Here is a 19,887-nt window from a genome sequence, read left to right on the forward strand (position 1 = left end):
GATGGGACGATGGCAAAAAAATTCGGCAAGCGCCGGTGCGCAACACGGCGCCAGCCATGGCCATTCTAGCGGCAGACGCCTCGCGCGCCATCGCTATTGCGGCAATTCGAGGTCCTTGATGACGGCGCGAAGAAAACGCGCGGCCTCCCCGCCCGTGACCACCCGATGATCGAATGTGAGGCTCAGCGGCAAGATCCTGTGCACGGCGGGCGCGCCCTCGTGCGCCACCACCTGATCATGGATGCGCCCCGCGCCAAGGATCGCAACCGTGGGCGGCACCACCACGGGCGCCGCATATTTACCGGCGATCATGCCGAAGTTCGATAACGTGATCGTATTGCCGCGCATTTCCTCGGGCGGGATCTTGCGCGCGCGAATGTCGACGCGCATGCGGTCGAGCCCGGCACGCAGGCCGGCCGAATCGCGATGCGCGACGTCGCGCAGCACCGGCACGAACAAGCCGTCCGGCAGATCGACGGCAATGCCGAGATCGATTTTCGCGAGCACGTGGCGCCGCTCCATCTTCGCGTCGAACCATGCGTTCAGCCCCGGCTCCACATGGCACCCGGCCACCAGCGCGCGGACCAGACGGATCGTCACGTCGGTATGGGGCGGCCACGCGTGAATGTCGGCATCGTCGATGACGGTTGCGGCCGCCACTTCGCTCTGGGCGCGCGCCATGTTCTGCGCCATCGCGCGGCGCACGCCGCGCAGCACTTCGGGCGGACCGAGCTCGGCGAGCAGCTTGGCCGCGCGCTGCACGTCGGCGGCCGTGACGACGCCCTCGGGCCCCGAAGGCGTCACCATCGCGAGATCGATGTCGAGCTTGCGCGCGAGCGCCCGCACCGCGGGCATCGCCTTGATGGCGCCATGCCCCGCACCCGTGCCGGCTCCGAGCGCAGCCGGCGCCTCCTGCACCAGTTGCCGGCCCACTTCCATGTGGCCGACCACGGTGCCCGCATCGGCATCCTCGGCGCCCGTGCTGCCGCCTTCGAACGCGACCAGCGGCGCCCCCAGATGCACGATGTCGCCCGGCTTGCCGAACAGCTTCGCAACGCGGCCCGATTGCGGCGATGGAATCTCGACGATCGCCTTGGCCGTCTCGACCGACACGAGCGGCTGGTCCGCGCGAATCTCGTCCCCGCTCTTGACGTGCCATTCGACGATTTCCGCTTCCTGGAGGCCCTCGCCCAGATCGGGCAGCTTGAAGATCTTCATGGTTTCACTGCGCCTCCAGCGCTTGCCTGACCGCGGCGACGATACGCGTAGTGCCCGGCATATAGTGACTTTCGAGTCGATAGAGCGGAACCACCACGTCATAACCCGTCACGCGCTGCACCGGCGCAAGCAGCGAATACAGGCCGCGCTCCGCGATACCGGCAGCAATCTCCGCGCCCACGCCGCCCGTGCGCGAGCCTTCGTGCACTATCACGCAGCGCCCTGTTTTGGCCACCGAGGCAAGAATCGTGTCCATGTCGAGCGGCTTGAGCGTGGCCACGTCGATCACTTCCGCGCTCACGCCTTCCTGAGCGAGCAGATCGGCGGCCGCAAGCGCTTCCTGCAGTGCGCCGCCCCAGCTCACGAGCGTCACGTCCGCGCCATCGCGCAGCACGTAGCAGCAGTCGAGCGGCAGCGCTTCGCCGTTGTCCTCCACGGACTGCCTGAAGAGGCGATAGAGACGCGTGGGCTCGAAGAACATCACCGGGTCCGGGTCGCGGATGGCGGCCAGCAGCAGCCCATAGGCGCGCGCAGGCGACGACGGGGTCACGACGCGCAAGCCCGGTATGTGCGCAAACAAGGCTTCGGGGCTTTCTGAGTGGTGCTCGGGCGCATGGATGCCCGCGCCGCATGGCGACCGGATCACGAGGGGACAGGTGAGCCTGCCGCGCGTCCTGTGCCGCAAACGCGACGCATGGTTCAGCACGTGATCGATGGCCGGATAAATGAAGCCGCTGAACTGAATCTCCGCTACAGGCTTCAGCCCCATGGCGGCCATGCCGACCGCCGCGCCGCCAATCGCCGTTTCCGCGAGCGGCGTATCGATCACGCGCTGCGCGCCAAAGCGCGCCTGCAAGCCCGCCGTCGTGCGAAACACGCCGCCGTTCACGCCAATGTCCTCGCCGAGCAGCACGACGTCGGGGTCGTGCTCGAGCGCCCAGGCGAGCGCGAGATTGATCGCCTCGACCATGTTCAAGTCAGCCATGGCCGTTCTCCGCAACGGGTGCAGCCTGAGCGAAGCGCTGCGCCATCGCCAGTTGCTCGCGCATCGCGAGCGGCAGGACCTCGAAGAGATGGTCGAACATCGACGCCACATCCGGTGGCGCGACCGCGAGATACGCCTCGACCGCCTGCTCGACCTGGGCGTGACACGCCTTGCCGAGCTGCTCGTCCTGGGCCTTGTCCAGCACCTTCATGCGCAACAGGTACGAGCGCAAGCGGCGCAATGGCTCGAATTCCCACTGCTGGCTGAGCACCTCGGCGTCGCGATAGCGCGTGGCGTCGTCGGCCGTCGTGTGATCGCCCAGCCGATAGCTGAGCGCTTCGATCAGTGTGGGACCGTCGCCGCGCCGCGCCTTCGCGAGTGCCGCCCCAACCACATGATGCATGGCAATCACGTCGTTGCCGTCGACCTGCACCCCGTCGATGCCCGCAGCGACCGCTTTTTGTGCGAGCGTGCGCGACGCGCTCTGCAGGCTGCGCGGCAGTGAAATCGCCCACTGGTTATTGTTGATGACGAGCACGAGTGGCGCCTGCCATGCGCCGGCAAAGTTCATCGCCTCGTAGAAATCGCCCTTGGAGGTGGCGCCATCGCCGAAAATCGCCACCGCGACGCGCGGCTCCTTTCGCAGCTGGAACGCATAGGCGGCGCCGGCCGCATGGCAGACCTGCGTACCGATCGGCACGCAGTTCGGAAAGTCGAGGCGCGGCACGCTGAAGTTGCTGCCGCGCTCGTCGCCGCCCCAGTAGAGCAGGCTTTCCGTCATCGTGACGCCGCGCAGCAATTGGGCCGCGTGGTCGCGATAGGAAGGAAACAGCACGTCTTCGGGCCGCATCGCGCTGGCCACGCCCACGCCAATCGCCTCCTGGCCCACCGACGAGGCGAAGGTGCCGAGCTGGCCCGTACGTTGCAGGGCCACCGCCTTGGTGTCGAATGCCCTCGTCAGCACCATGGCGCGATAGAGCGGCAAGAGCGCCTGGGGGTCGCTTGCGAAGGACGGCAGCGGATGAACGGGCTCGCCGTCGGGGCCGAGATACTGCGTGTAGCCGATTTGAAAACTGGCAGCCGTGGTCATGACGGCCTCCTTGGTGTTTTCAAATATCGTAGGTCTTCTCGCGCGGGTGGAGTGGCGGTTTTTCCCTATGCAGCGCTAAAGACCACGGCGCCCTGGTTGGCGACTTGCGTGAACGCCCGCACGAAGCGGTAAGTCTGCCCGCCAATGGTGAGCTCGTTGAACCCGGACTGGGTGACGCCCAGCACGGCGCTCGCCATCGCGTTTCGAATCGCGCCGTGGCGTGTCCAGCCCTCCTCGGGCTCGCTTGCGTCGCCGAGAAATATGTCGCTGCTCTCCGCGTGGCTGCGCACCAGAATCAGGCTCTGCCCCCGGTCCAGCAGCAGCTCGAGATATTCAGCGAGGGTAGCCAGCGCCTCGGCATCGGCATTGTGAAACTCACGAGAGTTTGAGGTCATAGTGGCACCTGTGCTGATTGGCACGACGCTTTCTATCCTACACGTCCGTGATGCAGTTGCGCGCGGATATGTACCGTAGCGTTCTCGCGCGTTGACGCAAATTCACCCGGTGCGCCCCGCTCCGGGCACGCCGCGCCAATTCGCTGCAGCAGGCGTACCATGAAATATTGCCGTGTGGCGCACGCTCGCTTGAGCGAAGGGGGGCCAACATGAGACGTCTTTATTTCCTGGCACCTGACATTCCCACTGCCAGGGCCGTCGTGGACGACCTGCTGCTGGCACGCATCACCTGGCGGCATCTGCATGTGCTCGCGAACCACACGGTCCAGCTCGATGAATTGCCCGGTGCGTCCTTGCTGCAAAGCAGCGACGTCGTGCATGCGCTCGAACGCGGCGTGGCGTTGGGCGGCGCGGCCGGCGCCATTGTGGGCCTCGCGGCGCTGGTCTTTCCGCCGGCGGAGCTCGTCATCGGCGGCGGCGCGGTCGTGGCCCTGACGTTGGCTGGCGCGGGCTTCGGCGCATGGACGGCCGCCATGATCGGCGTGGACGAGCCGAACGCGCGGCTCGAACGCTTTCGCGAGGCCATCCGCAACGGGCAATTCCTGATCATGGCCGACGTGCCCGCCTCGCGCGAGGAGGAAATCGCGCAGACGGTCGCCAGGCATGTTCCAAGGGCCGATCCGGAAGGCGCGGAGCCCACCACGCCGATTTTCCCGTAAGCGCGCGGGTTCGGCTGCACGTTGGGCTGCGTGGAGGTGTCGGTTTCGAGCTATCGGTTTCGACGCGGCGCCGGACCCGCCGCCGCCGAACTTCGATATCTTCGCGCAACATCAGACGTCGAAGTACAGATAGAACTCCCACGGATGCGGCCGGATTCTGATCGCGTCGATCTCGCGCTTGCGCTTGTACTCGAGCCAGGTATCAATCACGTCTTCGGTGAAGACATCACCTCTGCGCAGGAACTCGTTATCGGCCTCGAGCGCCCTGAGCGCTTCGTCGAGCGAACCCGGCACCTGGCGCACGTTCTTCGCTTTCTCGGGCGGCAGATCGTAGATATTGACGTCGAGCGGATCGCCTGGATCCGTCTTGTTTTCGATGCCGTCGAGCCCCGCCATCAGCATCGCCGCGAATGCGAGGTACGCATTGGCCGATGGATCGGGACAACGGAACTCGACACGCCGCGCGCTGGGCGAATCGGAGTACGTAGGAATGCGCGCGGCCGCCGAGCGGTTGCGTTGTGACATCGCCAGATTCACCGGCGCCTCGTAGCCGGGCACGAGGCGCTTATAGGAATTCGTGGTAGGTGCGCACAAGGCCATCAGCGCCGGCGCATGCTTGAGCAGGCCGCCGATGTACCAACGGCACAGCGCCGATGTGAGCGCCCAGCCGTGGGCGTCGTAGAACAGATTTTCGCCATCGTTCCAGAGACTCTGGTGGCAGTGCATGCCGCTCGCGTTGTCGGCAAAGAGCGGCTTGGGCATGAAGGTCGCCACCTTGCCGTGCTGGCGCGCCACGTTCTTGCAAATGTACTTGTAGATCATCACGTTGTCGGCCATGCGCGTGAGCGTGGAAAAGCGCATGTCGATTTCGTTCTGCCCCGCCGTCGCCACCTCGTGGTGATGCACTTCCACCTGCACGCCGGCCTGCAGCAGCAACAGCACGATCTCCGAGCGAATGTCCTGCAGCGTGTCGTGCGGCGGCACCGGGAAGTAGCCCTCCTTGTAGCGCGATTTGTAGCCGAGGTTGCCGCCGCCGTACGCGCCTTCGTCGCTGCCCGTATTCCAGTCCCCTTCGGCTGAGTCGACATAGTAGTAGCCGCTGTGCGCGTCCTGGCCGAAACGGATCGAATCGAAGATGAAGAACTCGAGCTCGGGCCCGAAGTAGCACGTCCTGGCAATGCCGGTCTGCCGCAGGTACGCCTCGGCCTTCTTCGCGATGTAGCGCGGATCGCGCGAATACGGCTGATGCAGCACGGGATCGACCACGTCGCAGATCAGCGAGAGCGTGGGCGTGTCGCTCACGGGGTCGATGAACGCGGTCGTGGGATCGGGCTTCAGCAACATGTCGGATTCCTGAATTTCCTGGAAGCCGCGGATTGACGAGCCGTCAAAGCCTATGCCGTCGGCAAAGAGACCTTCGTGCACCTCGGGCAACGTGATGGAGAAGTGCTGCCAGAGACCGGGCAGATCGGTGAATTTGAGGTCGACGATCTCGATCTTGTGCTTGCGCAACTGGTCGATGACCTGCTGAGGGTTTTCGGGGCGCGTCACGCGATAACTGCCGGCGTCGATGGCCACCTCGGGCGCCGAGGGTCCCGAGGGTCCTTTGGGGCTGGACATGGGGTTCTCCCGGCACGGCTACTGGTCGTGCGCGAGCGCCTCGAGGCGGGCATCGCCCGCGTCTTTCGCCGCACGCTGGTTGGTGTAGGTCTCGTCGGATACGAAGATGCGCCGCACGTCTCGCGCGGCGAAGTCGACCAGCGAGATGACCCAGACCCAGCCGCCCGTCCGCTCGGCCGTATGCACGAATGCGCGCACATCGCCCTTGTTGCTAACGTTCATGTGACCTCCGTTAAAGAATCCATGGGGAGCATGGCGCGTGCCGGCCGGGCCGGCCATCACGCCTCCCCTTTGCGAGTCAACGTTTCCGGACATGCGTGCGGGGTAAGGCGCCGTCCCGGTCCGGACCCGTAGGCCATTTCATTTTAGGCAATGGGATTGGACATACCACGGGTCCATTTTGGTGCAGTCGGGCGCAAGGTAGAATCTCGCCAGAACCCCCATGCCATCCATTGTGGAGCGCGACATGACAAGCGAGTGGCAACGCCGCATCAAGCTGTTTATCCAGCGCTTCTGGCAGCCGACCAGCGCATGCATGACCTGCATGCCGGGGAGCTGGGGCAATTTCATGAGCCTCGCCCACTGGGCCATCGCGTTCAGGACGGGGCTCATCACCGGCGTGCTGGCCGTGCTGCTCACCTTCACGCCGGCGGCGAAGTTGTACGCGAATCGATACGGCAACGCTCTCGTCGTCGGCTGCCTGACTGCGTTAGGCGACGCCTTGTCTCACACGAGCCACTATCGCAATCACGTTCTCGAACACCTCCTTACGGGCGTCATGTCGGGATTGTTCGCGCTCGCGGCATCGTTTCTGCTCGAAGACCGCGCGCGCCGGATTCGCACGGTATGGGGGCGTTTGTTTGGATAATTCGCCGCGTAGCCGACGCCTCATGCCGTACGCGGAGCCTCCGTGGGCGGCGTGCCCTCGTGGAATAGCGTGACGAGCTGTGCGCGCAATTCCGGCGAATCCGCGTGGTGATGGATCGTTACCGCGTGCTGCACGGCGGCCTCAAGCAACTCCTTCTCCGAATCGGCGGAAATCGCCACGGTGCAATTCATTTCGCTGGGAAACTCCCGGCAGTCTATGTACTTTCTAGTCATGACGAGACTCCTCGTTAGCCAGTTACATGCATGTCCACAAGATTACCGAAGCATGCGAACAAATTTTAGGTTCCCTGCATTCGGCTTGCTAAAATATCGAGGAGACGACGCCGCCCAAGCCCCCGCAACACGCGCCGCGCCGGATCAAGCCGGACATTCTTCATAACGAATCAGGATTGCTAATCAATCAGGGTTGTCCGGCAACCTGATACAGCCCCGCCCCCTCCCGAAGCATGCGTCGGCCGGGTTGCGCAGCAACGCCCGCCCCGGCTGGCTGGCTGCCTTCACGAAAGCCCGATTCTTCCCGCTTTCCCAGCGAGATTTGCGTCTCGTGTCCCGCATCGATTGCCCGGCGAATGACTCCGGACAGGTCTGTTGCGCTGCCCGGCGCCACTGGACCACGCCATGCGGTATTCGCGATCTGCCTAAATGAGAGGTGTGCGATGTCCAGCCTGTCGAGCGATTCCATCGAAACATTGAGAGGCGCCCTGCGCGGTCAGGTGCTGCTGCCGGCGGACGCGGGCTACGACGAAGCCCGGCAAATCTGGAACGCAATGATCGACCGCCGTCCCGCGGTGATTGTGCGTTGCCAGGGCTGCGCCGACGTGCGCCATGCCGTGACGTTCGCCCGCGACGCGGGCCTGAAGATCGCCGTGCGCGGCGGCGGCCACAATATCGCGGGCAGCGCGATCTGCGACGGCGGACTCGTGATCGACCTGTCGCCCATGAAATCGGTTCGGGTCGAGCCGTCCACGCAGCGCGCGTATGTCGAACCCGGCGCCAAGCTAGGCGACTTCGATCACGAAGCACAGGCGTTCGGTCTTGCCACGCCGCTTGGCATCAATTCGACCACGGGCGTCGCCGGGCTCACGCTCGGCGGCGGATTCGGCTGGCTCAGCCGGCGCTTTGGCATGACCGTCGATAATCTGCTTGCGGCCGACGTCGTGAGTGCCGACGGCACGTTGTTGCGCGCCAGCGCCGATGAGCACGACGACCTCTTCTGGGCCATTCGAGGCGGCGGCGGCAATTTCGGCGTGGTGACGATGTTCGAGTTCGCGGTTCATCCGCTCGGGCCCGAAGTCTATGGCGGGCTGGTCGTGCTGCCACTGGCAGCCGCCAAAGACGCCTTGGTGAAATACCGCGAAGCCGCGGCCAGCATGCCCGACGAGCTGACCGTGTGGAGCGTGCTGCGTCTCGCGCCGCCGCTGCCTTTCCTCCCCGCCAGCGTGCACGGCACGCCCGTCATCGTCTTCGCGATCTGCTACAACGGGCCGCTGGAAAACGGGCCAGCCGCCGTCGAGCCGGTGCGCGGCTTTGGCCCATCCTGCGGCGAGCATCTCGGCCCGATGCCCTACGCGGCATGGCAAAAGGGCTTCGATCCGCTGCTCACCCCGGGTGAGCGCAACTACTGGAAGTCGCACAATCTCGCCGAGATACCGGACGGCCTGATCGACGCCTTGACCGCCGCGATCGGCACTGTGCCCTCGCCGCAGTGCGAAATTTTCTTCGGCATGATCGGCGGCGCCACCATGCGCGTGGCGCCGGACGCCACGGCCTATCCGAATCGCGACGCCCTTTATGTCATGAACGTGCATGGCCGCTGGACCGAGCCCGCCGACGACGAGCGCTGCATTGGCTGGGCGCGGGACTTCTTCGACGCATCGGCGCCTTATGCGCTTGGCAGCGTGTATGTGAACTTCCTGACCGAAGACGAGCACGCGCGCGTGGCCGCCGCCTACGGTCCGAACATGGAGCGCCTCATTGCGGTCAAGACCCGCTATGACCCGCACAATCTCTTCAACTGCAATCAGAACATCCGGCCCGCCGCCGGTGCGTAGCGGTCATGGAACGTGAGCCGCCTGGGTAACTTTGGTAAGGAGAATCGTCATGCCGACATATGTGGTGCTTGCGGAATTTACGGATCAAGGTATTCGCACGGTCAAAAACAGCGCGCAGCGTGCCACCCAAACCGCTGAAATGGCCAAGGCTTACGGTTGCGAGATGAAGCAGATTTACTGGACGCTGGGGCAATATGACATTGTCACGATCATCGAAGCCGCCGATGAAGCGGGATTCATGGCATTCGGCCTCGCACTCGGCTCCGCAGGCAATATCCGCACGCAAACACTGCGCGCCTTCAACAAGGACGAATTTAGCGCGATGCTCGGCAAGCTCCCTTGACGCGCGCTTCAGGTCGAGCGACGCGTGGACGGCGCGCGGCTTTCCTTTGGCCGCCGCCCACGCTTGCCTTTTCTCCAGCTCATGAGGTTGGCCACGACAGCCGCAATGAACGTGACGAGCGTGGAAGTGGACGAGGTGATGAGTATCCTTTCCTCAGGCTTTAGCGACGGCGTTGCGGGGCGCAATTTGGCAGCGGGTGCGACGGGTTTTGACGGAGCGCCGCTCGCCTCGGTTTGCGGCGCGCTTTTCAACTGCACGGCGGCGACCTGCGCAAGCGGATTCGCCACCTTGTAACGCACGAAAAGCGCGGCTGTGACGCAAAAGAAACCCACGAAGAGCCCGAGGAATAGCCGGCAAAACAGCTCCAGCCTGGTGAAGTTTTCCATGTCCGCCTCCCCGTTGCCTTGCGCGGTTGCCGCACGCCTATATTGCGCCGGAATCGTGCGAAACGCGTAAAGCAGACAGGCAGGCTTTGAAAGACGGAAGGCCGAACCAGGCTCCGATACCGGCATCGTCAGCCGAAGAACTCCACGGCGCCGGTTTCGAGGTTATACATCGCGCCTACGATCTTGATCGTCCCCTGGGTCTCCAGTGCCGCAAGCACCGGACTGTTCTGACGAATATTGGCAATGGTCATCTCGACGTTCTTGCGGGCCACGGCGTTGACGAACGTGTAGTTCGATGCGGAACGATCGCCTTCATAGGTCGTTGCCTGCACCGCCGGTTTGATTCTGTCCAGCAATCCCGTGAGATTGCCGAGATCGACGTTGGCAATGGCACCCTTGATGGCGCCGCAGGCCGTATGCCCCATCACGACGATGACCTTCGCACCGGCGAGTTTGCACGCGAACTCCATGCTGCCAAGGATGTCGTTGTTCTCGACATTGCCGGCCACACGGCAATTGAAAATATCGCCAATGCCGAGATCCATGATGACTTCCGCAGGTGCGCGCGAGTCGATGCAACTGAGCAAAACCGCGGCGGGATACTGACCACTCGCACTCGCCCTTTGCTCTCGCAAATAATTGCGCGCCTTGCGCTCGCCGTGCTGAAAGCGAACGTTTCCCTGTTTCATCACGTCGACGATCTGCTCGGGCGTCATGCGCTCGCGTTGCGCCTTGGTCAATGCATCGGCGCGCGCAGGCGTCGGGCTGAGCGAACCCGTAGCCAGGCCAACGACCGTAGCCGTAGCGGTACCCGCCAGCTTGAGAAACTGCCTGCGCCCCAAACCCCGGTATTGCTTCGGATACCCCAATGTATTGCACATGGCCTGGCCCCCCGCGTTCGAGCGTCGACGTTCACGAATACCGATTCACTATAGGTGATCGCAAGGGGGGTTCAAGACGGCAGCACTGGGGCGCCCGCACGCAAGACTCAATCGGCGCAGAAAAAATAGCGTTCGTGGGTGGTATTGGAACGGATTCAGACTATGGGTGCGTCCTGCGCGCGCTGGCTGCGCATGGACCTCCAGATCCCCGCACTCGTGGCGGCACTCTCGCGGCCTCAAGGGTGCAAGCCGAACATCCCGTGCCAGATTGCGCTGAAGAAGTTCGCTTGAGCGCGCTCGGTGTTCGCATGAGGCTCCTCACTGCGCGCGCGCTCCGGCGCAGTCTGCGGCTTTTCCTCCTGCGGCTCCCCGGCATCGTCCGGCGTGGCGCCCGCCTCTTGCGCGTTCGGTGAGGTCTTCGCCTGACGCGACAAATGCAGCTCGAGCGCACCATCCGCGATGCGCCCAGCAAGTTGCGATTCGCAATCGCGCCCGAGCAACACGCCGAACACGACGTCGCGATTGTGGCCCTGCTCGGCAAAGCGCATCGCGACGGCCACGTGCCGCGCATACTCGGCCTCGCGGGCCGCCTGCGCACGCGCGGCTTCCTCGTGCGCCCGGGAAAGCCGCCCCATCTCCTCGGCATACACCGCGTCATAAACGCGGCGCTGCACCGGGTCGGAAAGGATCGCATACGCCTCCTTGATCGCCTGGAACTGCGCATGCGCGGACGCTTCGCGCCCCACATTGCGGTCTGGATGCGCCCTCATTGCGGAGCGCCGGTAGGCGCGCTTGAGTTCCTCGTCGTTAGCGTCGTCGCTAACGCCCAGCAAGTCGTACAACGTCGCCATGGCTCGCCCGGATAAAAGTGGAGTCTCGGCGATCGTAGCATGGCACGCGCGCGCCCGCGGAGCGCGCCGCCGATTGTGAACGTTGCAATCTCAGTCGTCGAATTTCCCCGCCACCAGCGCCTCGTCGAAATCGGTGATCCACGGGGCAAAGTGGTCGGTGTCGTAGACCTCTGTCTTGCCATTGGTAATCCGTGTCACGGAAATCTGCCGGATGCCCCCTTTCGCGCCGTCGGCCGGCCCCTGGTCCTTGTCCGTGATCCTGAACTCGCCGAGCTCGAAGCCCCGGCTTGTCAGTACCGCCTTGACGTCTGCCTGTTCATCCCAGGAAAACTCGGCAAAGTCGTGGGCAGTCATGTTCATCTCCTCGGCGCGGCGAGCGCAAATATCCTTGCACGGTGACATGTTGAAATGGATCGAACGACACGGATCCCTACCGCTCTGCCGACACATTGCCATTGTTCGGCCAAAGTTGCCATCGCGCGGGACACCGCCCGGCAGTTTTCAAACATCTAACGCCATGCTGACGCACAGCCTTCACACGTCTGATGATTTACCGCACCGCGCTCCGTTGACTTGCCGCCAGCCGGGGAAATCGCTCACAGGCCTGGCAATCGTGCGAGCTTTCCGATGCGATAACCCACTCCGCGCACGTTATCGATGGCGTCTCCTCCGAGCTTGCGGCGCAGATTGTGGACATGCACCTGGATTGCGTTGCTCTCAATCTCCTCGTTCCATCCATACAGGCGCTCTTCGAGCTGCGCGCGCGTGAGGACGATTGCCGGATCGCGCATGAGCTCCTGCAACAGCGCGAACTCACGCGTCGTCACCGCGACTTCCTGATCGCGCAACCATACGCGGTGTTGTGCAGGGTCGAGCCGCAACGCGCCTACTTGCAGCGACGGTTGCACGCGCCCCGTCTGGTGCCGGTTCACCACGCGGATGCGTGCCAGCAGTTCGCCGATTGCAAACGGTTTGACGAGGTAATCGTCGGCGCCGCCGTCGAGGCCCGCGACGCCGTCGGGAACCGCATCGCGCGCGGTAATCACAATCACGGGCGTCGCGTCGTTTCGCTGCCGCAACTTCGCGAGTAACACCAGCCCGTCCGTTCCCAATACGCCGATATCGAGCAGCACCAGGCCATAGGAGGTCGCTCGGAGAGCGAGCATGGCCGATTCTCCATCTTTTGCCCAGTCGACAGCGAAACCCTCCTTGCGCAATCCGCGCCGCAACGGAGCGTCTGTCGATGCGTCATCTCCCACGAGCAATATGCGCATGGCGCTCCCCGTATTTCATTCAATACCCCGCCAATGAATTCGACACGATATGTCACACCAGACGCATTAATCGAGCGTGTTCAGAACAACTACTCACAAAACGAGCGCTACAAGAACGGTGCATCGCATCGATATCGTCACGAACACCAACGCCGGATAGTTAGATCAGCGACATGATGCCCAGCATGGCTGCCGGACACAAAGCGCATCAGGCTAGTACAGCGAACCTTAAGGGATTATTAACGCACTCAACCGCAGCATCCGATTTGCAACAGCTTAGAGTTTGCGTGATTTTCTAGAGCCGAAAAGCGCTCGGTGAATTCCCTTATCCAATGGCGTATTCACGCACCTCGCTCTATCCGCATCTCCCAACTTCTTTACATTTTCCTTTATGACCATCACGTGAAACTCCGATTCGAGTGCCGGCGCAAGCGATCGCGACCAACTTGCGCCAGCCTGACTACACGGTGCTTTGCAGCGCACGATGTAACCATTTCGTCACGCGAAGGCCCGCAGCGCAGCACGCCAGACCATAACCGCCGATCATTTAAACGGCTTTCAGGCATAAGCTTTCTCTTATCGTGCGCATAAAATTATTCGATTGTCCTTAAGCTCGGCGCGCCGTCAAAGTTCGTTCCGGAACAGTTGATACCCGCCTCGAACCTCCAGTCGAGCGCGCTCAACGCGGCGCCAAAGCGGCCTGCCCAACATGGCTGCGGCGTGCGATCTCGAACGCCTCCCCTGTTCCAGAGCATCGATCTTCGGCACCGAATTCCGCATTCCTGCATTCCTGCATTCGAACGACAAACTACTACTAATGAAAGGAGATGTTGTGAGCTATTTCAGGTATCGAGCCATTTGCATCGGAGTACTGACCGTATCCGCGTCAGCCGCAGTGCATGCTCAGAGCAGCGTCACGCTGTACGGCTCGCTCGACGAAGCCGCCGCCTACTTCAACAACACGGGCGGCCATTCTCTGGTGGCGATGCAAAGCGGCGACAACGCATCGACGTATTGGGGTCTCAAAGGCAAGGAAGAACTCGGCGGCGGGCTGAACGCGATCTTCACCCTGGAAAGCTCGTTCGACATCACGCATGGATCGCTATCGAACAATCGCATTTTCGCCCACCAGTCCACCGTCGGTCTCGCCGACGATGCCTATGGAACGCTGACACTGGGACGGCAATTCGATCCAACGGTCGACCTGATCCAGCCGATTACCGGCGACAACTTTGCGGGACCGGTTTTCACCACGCCGGGCGACGCCGACAACAACGACAACTCGGTGTGGATCAATAACTCGATCAAGTACGCAAGCCCGACCTACGCCGGCTTCCAGTACGAATTGATGTACGGCGTGGGCGGGATTGCCGGCAATGCGACCGGCGGCCATTCGTACGGGGCCGCCGCGGCGTACAACAACGGGGGCTTGACGCTGGCCACGGGCTATCTGTTCTCGAAGAACGACGTGAACGGCAACGGCGCGGCCGACCTGACTCAGGATAACTCGGTAACGCCGCTGTCCGGCGCAACGCCGATGTTCGGCTCGCGCCAGATCGTGCAAGTCGCCGCACAGTACGTCATTGGCAGCCTGACCGCCAACATCCGCTACAGCAACGCCCAGTACAAGCCGTACACGAATTACGGCGCATTCAACCGCACAGAGACGTTCAACGTTGGCGGCGCGGCGCTTCAGTATCAGTTCAACCCCGAACTGTCCGGTGCGCTCAACTACGTCTACACGCACTCGAGCGGTGCGTCGTCGGCCACCTACAACAACTTCGGCGCGAACGCCACCTACTCGCTGAGCAAGCGCACGAGCTTCTACGCAGACGTCGCGTACTCCCACGCGAGCGGCACGACATTCAGCGAAGACGGCTCAACGATCGTCGCGGCGGGCGGCACGGTGGGCGATCTGGCGGCGAGTTCGAGCACCCGTTCGCAGGTCGTGGCGATTCTCGGCATCACGCACAAATTCTGACCCCGGATATTCAAGGCAGTCGATAAAACCCATCACAAACGCGGTCAATTCCTTTGGAGGCAACATGGCTTTTTTCAGGCACACAACGTTGACGATCTGTCTCGCCACGATGGGGCTGTGCTCGGTCGCGGCCCACGCGCAAACGTCGCAGTACCAGCTCGTCAAGACGATCGACCTGCCCGGCAGCAAGGGCGGACACGGCGATTGGGTCACCTACGACAAGGACACCCACGCGGTTTGGCTGTCACAGTCGCCCGATCACAATGTCGTGGTGATCGATGCAAAGACCATGACGATCAAGAAGACGCTGCCGAACGTAGACTCCGGCAACGGCATCGATTTCGACGCAAACCACGCCTACGTCACGGACGCGACCACGGGCAAGCTGATCGTCTATGACAAACATTCGTTCGACCGCGTGGCTGCCGTCGACAGCGGCGGAAAAACCCCCGACGGCGTGAATGTCGACACCAGGACCGGCACGATCCTGCTTGCGAACGACGACAGCAACAACGAAGCCGTTTTTGATCCGGCCTCGCCGTACACGCTCAAAGCAACGTTCAAGCTGAAACCCGAAGACGACAAGGACGGACCGGACGTCGCGCTCTATGTCGCCTCCACCGACCGCCTGTATCAGCCGGTTGGCAGCAAGATCGACGTGATCAATCCGAACACGCACGAGATCGAAGCGGTCTGGGATTTCGGCCTGAAAGGCGACGCCAAGGGCGGGGTCTACGACAGCAAGACGAATCACCTGATTTTCGGCACCAGCGACAAGAAGATGCTCGTGGTGGACCCGACAACGGGCAAGCTCGTCACCACGATCAACGTGGCGGGCGCGGTGGACCAGACGGCGATCGACACCGACAAGCGCCGCGCGTTCATCGGCGACAAAACCGGCAGCCTCGAAGTGGTCGATCTGGATTCGAACCAGGTCGTCGACCACATCCACACCGAGCCCAAGGTCCATACCCTGACGGTCGATACGGCAACCCATCGCGTCTACGTCTATCTCAACGAAAGCAACAAGGTTGGGGTGTACGAGCAGAAGTCCTGATATCGCACGCCGGTTTCGGGTGGCGCAGCGGCAAGTCCGCCAGCCCTGCCCGGACGGCGCCTACGCTGCACGAAACAGGGCACGGCACGCTGGCTCGCACGCAATCGCACCCACGCGCGCCGTCACCCGGCCTCCAATCTGTGGGAGAAGTCATCATGTCATCCGCTGCCTCGCCGGCAGGGCAACCCATGCTGGGAAACCGGTGGACGCAATTGTTCATCGGCATTGCCTGCATGGCGCTCGTCGCCAACCTGCAGTATGCGTGGACACTCTTCGTTGTCCCGATGAAAACGCAGAATCTCTGGACCTCCGCCGAGGTTCAGACGGCGTTCTCCATCTTCATTCTGGTCGAAACGTGGCTCGTGCCAGTCGAGGGCTGGCTGGTCGACCGCTTCGGCCCGCGCCCCGTCGTCATGGCGGGAGCCATCTTCGTCGCACTAAGCTGGGTGATCGATTCGTTCGCCACCACGCTGCCCGTGCTCTACGCCGCTTCGGTCGTCGCCGGACTCGGGGCGGGCTGCGTGTATGGCACCTGCGTCGGCAACGCGCTGAAGTGGTTTCCCGACCGGCGCGGCCTTGCCGCCGGCCTGACCGCTGCGGGCTTCGGCGCCGGCGCCGCGCTCACGGTGATCCCGATCGCGAACATGATTCACGATTCAGGCTATCGGCAGACGTTCTTCGTGTTTGGCGTCATTCAGGGCATCGCGATCTTTATTCTAGGCATTGCGTTGATTCGTCCGAAGCCGGGGCCCGGCATCAAACCGGTCGCGCGCGTCGTGACGAGCAAGGTCGACTACACGCCGGGGCAGATGGTCAAAACGCCGCTTTTCTGGATGATCTATTTGCTGTTCGTGCTCGTAGCCGCCGGCGGCCTGATCGCCACAGCGCAGCTCGGCCCGATCGCGAAATCGTTTGGCTTCGCGAAGCTCCCCGTGCAATTCTTTGGCGCAACGCTGCCCTTGCTGACGCTGGCGCTTTCGGTCGACAATCTGCTCAACGGGCTCACGCGTCCCATCTGCGGCCTGCTGTCCGACAAGATCGGCCGCGAGAACACCATGCTGATCGTGTTCGTTGGCGAAGGGCTTGCGTTGCTCGGCATGAATGCCTACGGACACGATCCCTATGCATTCCTTATTTTTGCGCCGCTGATCTTCCTGTGCTGGGGAGAGATTTTCTCGATCTTCCCGGCGATCTGCGCGGATACGTTCGGCAGCCAATACGCGTCGTCGAACGCTGGCACGCTTTATACGGCCAAGGGCACCGCGTCGCTGCTCGTCCCGATCGCTTCGCTGGTGGCCGCGGGCGGCTCGTGGGAGCACGTGCTGATCGGCTCGGCCATCGTGTCGATCGTCGCAGGCGTATCGGCCAAGCTCATTCTCGCGCCCATGCGAAAGCAGTGGTTCGCGGGAATGGGCGACGAGGTTGCACCAGCACTCCAGACTCAATGAGCCGCGCCGCCAGCTTCGCGCTGGCGGTTTAGCGGTGGTGAGCGGGATTTATCGAGCCCCGTTTTATCGAGTTCCGTTTTATCGAGTTCCGTTTTATCGAGCCCCGTTTGGGGGCTCGCCGGGGGCCCGCCGGTAAAGCGTCTTCTGCCGCGATGGCCGGACGCCCCCTTACGTTAACCATTCCTTAAGCCTGTGCCGCCAAGCTAGCCGTGCCAGCTACTGACCCGCCCTGGGTCCGCAGCGCTGACACCTGAATAGCTGGAGGCACAGACTATGAACCGGACACTTAAACTGACCGCCATCGCGGCCGCGTGGCTTGTACCGGCCCTTTCTTTCGCTCAGGCACCCAATGCGTCGCCCACGCGCGCTCAGGTGCGCGAGCAATTGGCCCAGATCGAGAAAGCCGGCTACAAGCCCACTGGGCACGACAACAAATATCCTTCCGACCTGCAGGCGGCCGAAGCGCGCATTGCTGCCGGGGCCGCTGGCTCCGGCCACGCGCCGGCGCCGGGCCAACCCGCGCCCACGACGGCCCCGAACATGCAGCACGATTGAAGCGTATCCGGCCGAATTGCCCGCCACGGACCGTAAGCACGACGCAAGGCGCTATGCTTGCAGTCTCTGCAAGGAACGGGCAAGGAGGCCAGTCGGCATGGACAGTACGGTGACAGTGGTGGGTGTGGTCGGCACGGGTCTGATGGGCGTCGGCATCGCGACACAATGTGCGCTGCATGGCCTGCACACGATCGTGCATGACGTCGATCCCGCAAGGCTCGGGACTGTGGCAGCGAAAGCCGGCGCGGTACTCGACGAGCTTGTCGACGCTGGCCGCATCGACACCGCCACCCGCGCGGCAGCGCTCGCGCGCATCGAAACGGATAGCCGGCTCAACGCCATGGCCCAGGCACAGTTCGTATTCGAAGCCGTGCCCGAGGTGCTCGATCTCAAGCACCGGCTCTATACGCAGCTCGGCGCCGTGCTCGCGCCCGATGCGATTCTCGCGAGCAACACCAGCGGCTTCGAGCCCGATCTGCTCGCGGGCCCTCTGCCCCAGCCCGAGCGTTTCCTGATCGCGCACTTCTGGAACCCGCCTCACATGATCCCGCTCGTCGAGGTGGTGCCGGGCCGCGCGACCGCGCCCGAAGTCACGGCGCGTACCGAGGCGCTCATGGCCGCGATCGGCATGGAGCCGGTCGTGCTCGCCAAGGCGATTCCGGGCTTCGTCGGCAACCGGCTGCAGTTCGCCGTGCTGCGCGAAGCGCTCAATATCGTGCGCTCGGGCGCGGCGAGCCCCGAAGTGGTCGACCGCGTGATGAAGGTATCGCTCGGCCGTCGATGGGGGATCGTCGGACCATTCGAGAGCGCGGACATGGGCGGCCTCGACACGTTCGTCGATATTGCTTCGCACCTCATGCCCACACTCGCGAAAGACGAAGGCGTCATCGATCTGCTGCGCGAGCAGGCGGACGCCGGACGCGTCGGTGTGCGCAGCGGCGCGGGCTTCTACGACTGGGACGAGGCGCATCTCGCCCGCGTGAAGGCGGCGCGCCGCAAGCTGATCGCGGGCGGTTGAGCGGCGCCGCGCACGCCGCCGGTCTCACGCAGCCTTGCGCGCGTCGGCGATACGCTGCGGCGCTTCGGGGCGTGCGTAGAGACGCTCGAGATACGCCTGCAAACGCGGGAACGTATCGATCAGCTGCACTTCGTTGGCCCAGTCCATCAGATAGGCCGTCACACAGTCGGCCACCGTGAGCCTGTCGCCCACAATGAACTCGCGCCCTTCGAGATGCTTGTCGAGAACGGCAGCCATGGTGATGAAATCGGCGCGCGCGAGTTCGATATCGGCCGGCGAACGCTTGTCCGGCGGGTAGAGGAAGCTGTGCCGCGTGATGCGCCAAAGCGGTTGTTCGAGCTCCGTCACCGCGAACAGGGTCCAGCGATACACCTGCGCCCGCTCTTCGAGATCGGTGGGCAGCAGCCCTTTCTCCGGATATTTGTCCGCGAGGTACAGCACGATTGCCGCCGATTCGGGAATGACCCGGTCGCCGTCGACCAGCACGGGCACCTTGCCCGCCGGATTCAGGCGCAGGAATTCCGGCCGCTTGTGCTCGCCCTCGAGCAAGTTGACCGATATGAACTCAAAATCGGCGTCGACTTCCTTCAGCCCCCAGAGCGCGCGTTGCGAACGGGTTCCAGCAAATCCGTAAAGCTTCATCACGATCCTCCAAACTGTCAAAAAACACTTCCATTGCGGGCAGCGGCAACTTGCCGGCTCGCGGCGCCCGCTATCCGGCAGATCACTCCATTCAGCCGCCAGGGATCGGAAGAACGGGCATCACTTCGATCGAATCTCCGGGGAAAATCGTGAAATGCGGATGGCGTTCGAACAATTTGGCCGCCTCTTCGTGCGAAGCGGCGCGCACGACCGTAAAACCCGTGAGCGCATTGGTCGTATCCTCGATGCCCTCCTCGCCGATGCTCTTGGTCTTGCCGAGCGGGCCGCCCAGATCGACGATATCCGCCTTGTGCTCTTCCACCCACGCCTTCCACGCGGCAATGCCCTCCCGCGCGCGCTCGGCCCTCGTGTCTTCAGGAAGCGCCCACCACGCCTGCGAGCGCGGGTTGTCCTTGCTGCCGAGGAAAACGGCGAGAAACAGTTTCTGATCGCTCATGCGACCTCCACCTGATGATGGGAGCAAC

At 63.2% G+C, this 19,887-nt stretch carries 23 protein-coding genes; 9 read left to right on the forward strand and 14 right to left on the reverse strand.

Annotated features, from left to right (window positions below):
- Positions 1 to 93: 93 nt before the first annotated feature.
- The 4 genes from EYW47_RS27220 to EYW47_RS27235 form a co-directional block, all read right to left on the reverse strand.
- Complete coding sequence (locus EYW47_RS27220; protein ID WP_133197940.1) at positions 94 to 1,218, reverse strand: dihydrolipoamide acetyltransferase family protein; 1,125 nt, start codon at positions 1,216 to 1,218, stop codon at positions 94 to 96.
- Positions 1,219 to 1,222: 4 nt separating this feature from the next.
- Positions 1,223 to 2,203, reverse strand: a complete 981-nt coding sequence (locus EYW47_RS27225; RefSeq protein ID WP_133197941.1) for an alpha-ketoacid dehydrogenase subunit beta — start codon at positions 2,201 to 2,203, stop codon at positions 1,223 to 1,225.
- On the reverse strand, positions 2,196 to 3,293 hold the full coding sequence (gene pdhA, locus EYW47_RS27230) for a pyruvate dehydrogenase (acetyl-transferring) E1 component subunit alpha (RefSeq protein WP_133197942.1): 1,098 nt from the start codon (positions 3,291 to 3,293) through the stop codon (positions 2,196 to 2,198). The genes EYW47_RS27225 and pdhA overlap by 8 nt, the downstream gene beginning before the upstream one ends.
- A 65-nt stretch (positions 3,294 to 3,358) precedes the next feature.
- Positions 3,359 to 3,688, reverse strand: a complete 330-nt coding sequence (locus EYW47_RS27235; protein WP_133197943.1) for a hypothetical protein — start codon at positions 3,686 to 3,688, stop codon at positions 3,359 to 3,361.
- A gap of 209 nt (positions 3,689 to 3,897) precedes the next feature.
- Here EYW47_RS27235 and EYW47_RS27240 point away from each other — a divergent pair, with 209 nt between their 5' ends.
- The gene (locus EYW47_RS27240) at positions 3,898 to 4,407 is read left to right on the forward strand and encodes a DUF1269 domain-containing protein (protein WP_133197944.1); all 510 of its coding nucleotides are present in this window, start codon (positions 3,898 to 3,900) and stop codon (positions 4,405 to 4,407) included.
- 111 nt (positions 4,408 to 4,518) lie between these two features.
- On the opposite strand, the gene glnA is transcribed toward EYW47_RS27240, so the two are convergent.
- Both glnA and EYW47_RS27250 read right to left on the reverse strand, forming a co-directional pair.
- Positions 4,519 to 6,027, reverse strand: a complete 1,509-nt coding sequence (gene glnA, locus EYW47_RS27245; protein WP_133197945.1) for a type I glutamate--ammonia ligase — start codon at positions 6,025 to 6,027, stop codon at positions 4,519 to 4,521.
- 18 nt (positions 6,028 to 6,045) lie between these two features.
- Positions 6,046 to 6,249 carry a hypothetical protein gene (locus EYW47_RS27250; RefSeq protein WP_133197946.1) on the reverse strand — a complete coding sequence of 68 codons (204 nt, stop codon included), beginning with the start codon at positions 6,247 to 6,249 and terminating at the stop codon, positions 6,046 to 6,048.
- Positions 6,250 to 6,493: 244 nt separating this feature from the next.
- Here EYW47_RS27250 and EYW47_RS27255 point away from each other — a divergent pair, with 244 nt between their 5' ends.
- Positions 6,494 to 6,895 (forward strand): hypothetical protein, encoded by a 402-nt coding sequence (locus EYW47_RS27255; RefSeq protein WP_133198030.1) that lies wholly within the window; start codon positions 6,494 to 6,496, stop codon positions 6,893 to 6,895.
- A 20-nt stretch (positions 6,896 to 6,915) separates the two neighbouring features.
- Here EYW47_RS27255 and EYW47_RS27260 read toward each other — a convergent pair whose 3' ends face one another.
- Positions 6,916 to 7,128, reverse strand: a complete 213-nt coding sequence (locus EYW47_RS27260) for a DUF1059 domain-containing protein (protein WP_133197947.1) — start codon at positions 7,126 to 7,128, stop codon at positions 6,916 to 6,918.
- A 443-nt stretch (positions 7,129 to 7,571) separates the two neighbouring features.
- On the opposite strand from EYW47_RS27260, the gene EYW47_RS27265 reads away from it, so the two are divergent.
- Together EYW47_RS27265 and EYW47_RS27270 are read left to right on the forward strand one after the other, a co-directional pair.
- Positions 7,572 to 8,966, forward strand: a complete 1,395-nt coding sequence (locus EYW47_RS27265; RefSeq protein ID WP_133197948.1) for an FAD-binding oxidoreductase — start codon at positions 7,572 to 7,574, stop codon at positions 8,964 to 8,966.
- A gap of 49 nt (positions 8,967 to 9,015) precedes the next feature.
- Positions 9,016 to 9,309 carry a GYD domain-containing protein gene (locus EYW47_RS27270; RefSeq protein ID WP_133197949.1) on the forward strand — a complete coding sequence of 98 codons (294 nt, stop codon included), beginning with the start codon at positions 9,016 to 9,018 and terminating at the stop codon, positions 9,307 to 9,309.
- A gap of 8 nt (positions 9,310 to 9,317) precedes the next feature.
- On the opposite strand, the gene EYW47_RS27275 is transcribed toward EYW47_RS27270, so the two are convergent.
- The 5 genes from EYW47_RS27275 to EYW47_RS27295 all read right to left on the reverse strand — a co-directional run bounded on the left by EYW47_RS27275 (position 9,318) and on the right by EYW47_RS27295 (position 12,701).
- The gene (locus EYW47_RS27275) at positions 9,318 to 9,695 is read right to left on the reverse strand and encodes a hypothetical protein (RefSeq protein ID WP_133197950.1); all 378 of its coding nucleotides are present in this window, start codon (positions 9,693 to 9,695) and stop codon (positions 9,318 to 9,320) included.
- Positions 9,696 to 9,823: 128 nt separating this feature from the next.
- Entirely contained in the window at positions 9,824 to 10,576 is a 753-nt protein-coding gene (locus tag EYW47_RS27280) for a carbonic anhydrase family protein (RefSeq protein ID WP_133197951.1), read from the reverse strand.
- Positions 10,577 to 10,812: 236 nt separating this feature from the next.
- Positions 10,813 to 11,427 carry a J domain-containing protein gene (locus tag EYW47_RS27285; RefSeq protein WP_133197952.1) on the reverse strand — a complete coding sequence of 205 codons (615 nt, stop codon included), beginning with the start codon at positions 11,425 to 11,427 and terminating at the stop codon, positions 10,813 to 10,815.
- A gap of 90 nt (positions 11,428 to 11,517) precedes the next feature.
- Positions 11,518 to 11,781 carry a hypothetical protein gene (locus EYW47_RS27290; RefSeq protein ID WP_133197953.1) on the reverse strand — a complete coding sequence of 88 codons (264 nt, stop codon included), beginning with the start codon at positions 11,779 to 11,781 and terminating at the stop codon, positions 11,518 to 11,520.
- Positions 11,782 to 12,023: 242 nt separating this feature from the next.
- Positions 12,024 to 12,701: a response regulator gene (locus EYW47_RS27295; protein ID WP_133197954.1), complete on the reverse strand. Its 678-nt coding sequence runs from the start codon at positions 12,699 to 12,701 to the stop codon at positions 12,024 to 12,026.
- Between the two features lie 832 nt (positions 12,702 to 13,533).
- Here EYW47_RS27295 and EYW47_RS27300 point away from each other — a divergent pair.
- The 5 genes from EYW47_RS27300 to EYW47_RS27320 all read left to right on the forward strand — a co-directional run bounded on the left by EYW47_RS27300 (position 13,534) and on the right by EYW47_RS27320 (position 18,760).
- A complete protein-coding gene (locus EYW47_RS27300) occupies positions 13,534 to 14,682 on the forward strand; it encodes a porin (RefSeq protein WP_165976688.1) in 1,149 nt (382 codons plus the stop codon).
- Positions 14,683 to 14,746: 64 nt separating this feature from the next.
- Positions 14,747 to 15,739, forward strand: a complete 993-nt coding sequence (locus EYW47_RS27305) for a YncE family protein (protein ID WP_133197956.1) — start codon at positions 14,747 to 14,749, stop codon at positions 15,737 to 15,739.
- 155 nt (positions 15,740 to 15,894) lie between these two features.
- Positions 15,895 to 17,187 (forward strand): oxalate/formate MFS antiporter, encoded by a 1,293-nt coding sequence (gene oxlT, locus EYW47_RS27310; protein WP_133197957.1) that lies wholly within the window; start codon positions 15,895 to 15,897, stop codon positions 17,185 to 17,187.
- 273 nt (positions 17,188 to 17,460) lie between these two features.
- On the forward strand, positions 17,461 to 17,742 hold the full coding sequence (locus tag EYW47_RS27315) for a DUF4148 domain-containing protein (protein WP_133197958.1): 282 nt from the start codon (positions 17,461 to 17,463) through the stop codon (positions 17,740 to 17,742).
- Between the two features lie 97 nt (positions 17,743 to 17,839).
- Positions 17,840 to 18,760 carry a 3-hydroxyacyl-CoA dehydrogenase family protein gene (locus EYW47_RS27320; protein WP_133197959.1) on the forward strand — a complete coding sequence of 307 codons (921 nt, stop codon included), beginning with the start codon at positions 17,840 to 17,842 and terminating at the stop codon, positions 18,758 to 18,760.
- A 24-nt stretch (positions 18,761 to 18,784) separates the two neighbouring features.
- Here EYW47_RS27320 and EYW47_RS27325 read toward each other — a convergent pair whose 3' ends face one another.
- Complete coding sequence (locus EYW47_RS27325) at positions 18,785 to 19,402, reverse strand: glutathione S-transferase family protein (protein WP_133197960.1); 618 nt, start codon at positions 19,400 to 19,402, stop codon at positions 18,785 to 18,787.
- Between the two features lie 91 nt (positions 19,403 to 19,493).
- Entirely contained in the window at positions 19,494 to 19,859 is a 366-nt protein-coding gene (locus tag EYW47_RS27330; protein WP_133197961.1) for a YciI family protein, read from the reverse strand.
- Positions 19,860 to 19,887: the final 28 nt, after the last annotated feature.

Origin of the sequence: Paraburkholderia silviterrae (assembly GCF_004353915.1) — a bacterium.
Lineage (GTDB): Bacteria > Pseudomonadota > Gammaproteobacteria > Burkholderiales > Burkholderiaceae > Paraburkholderia > Paraburkholderia silviterrae.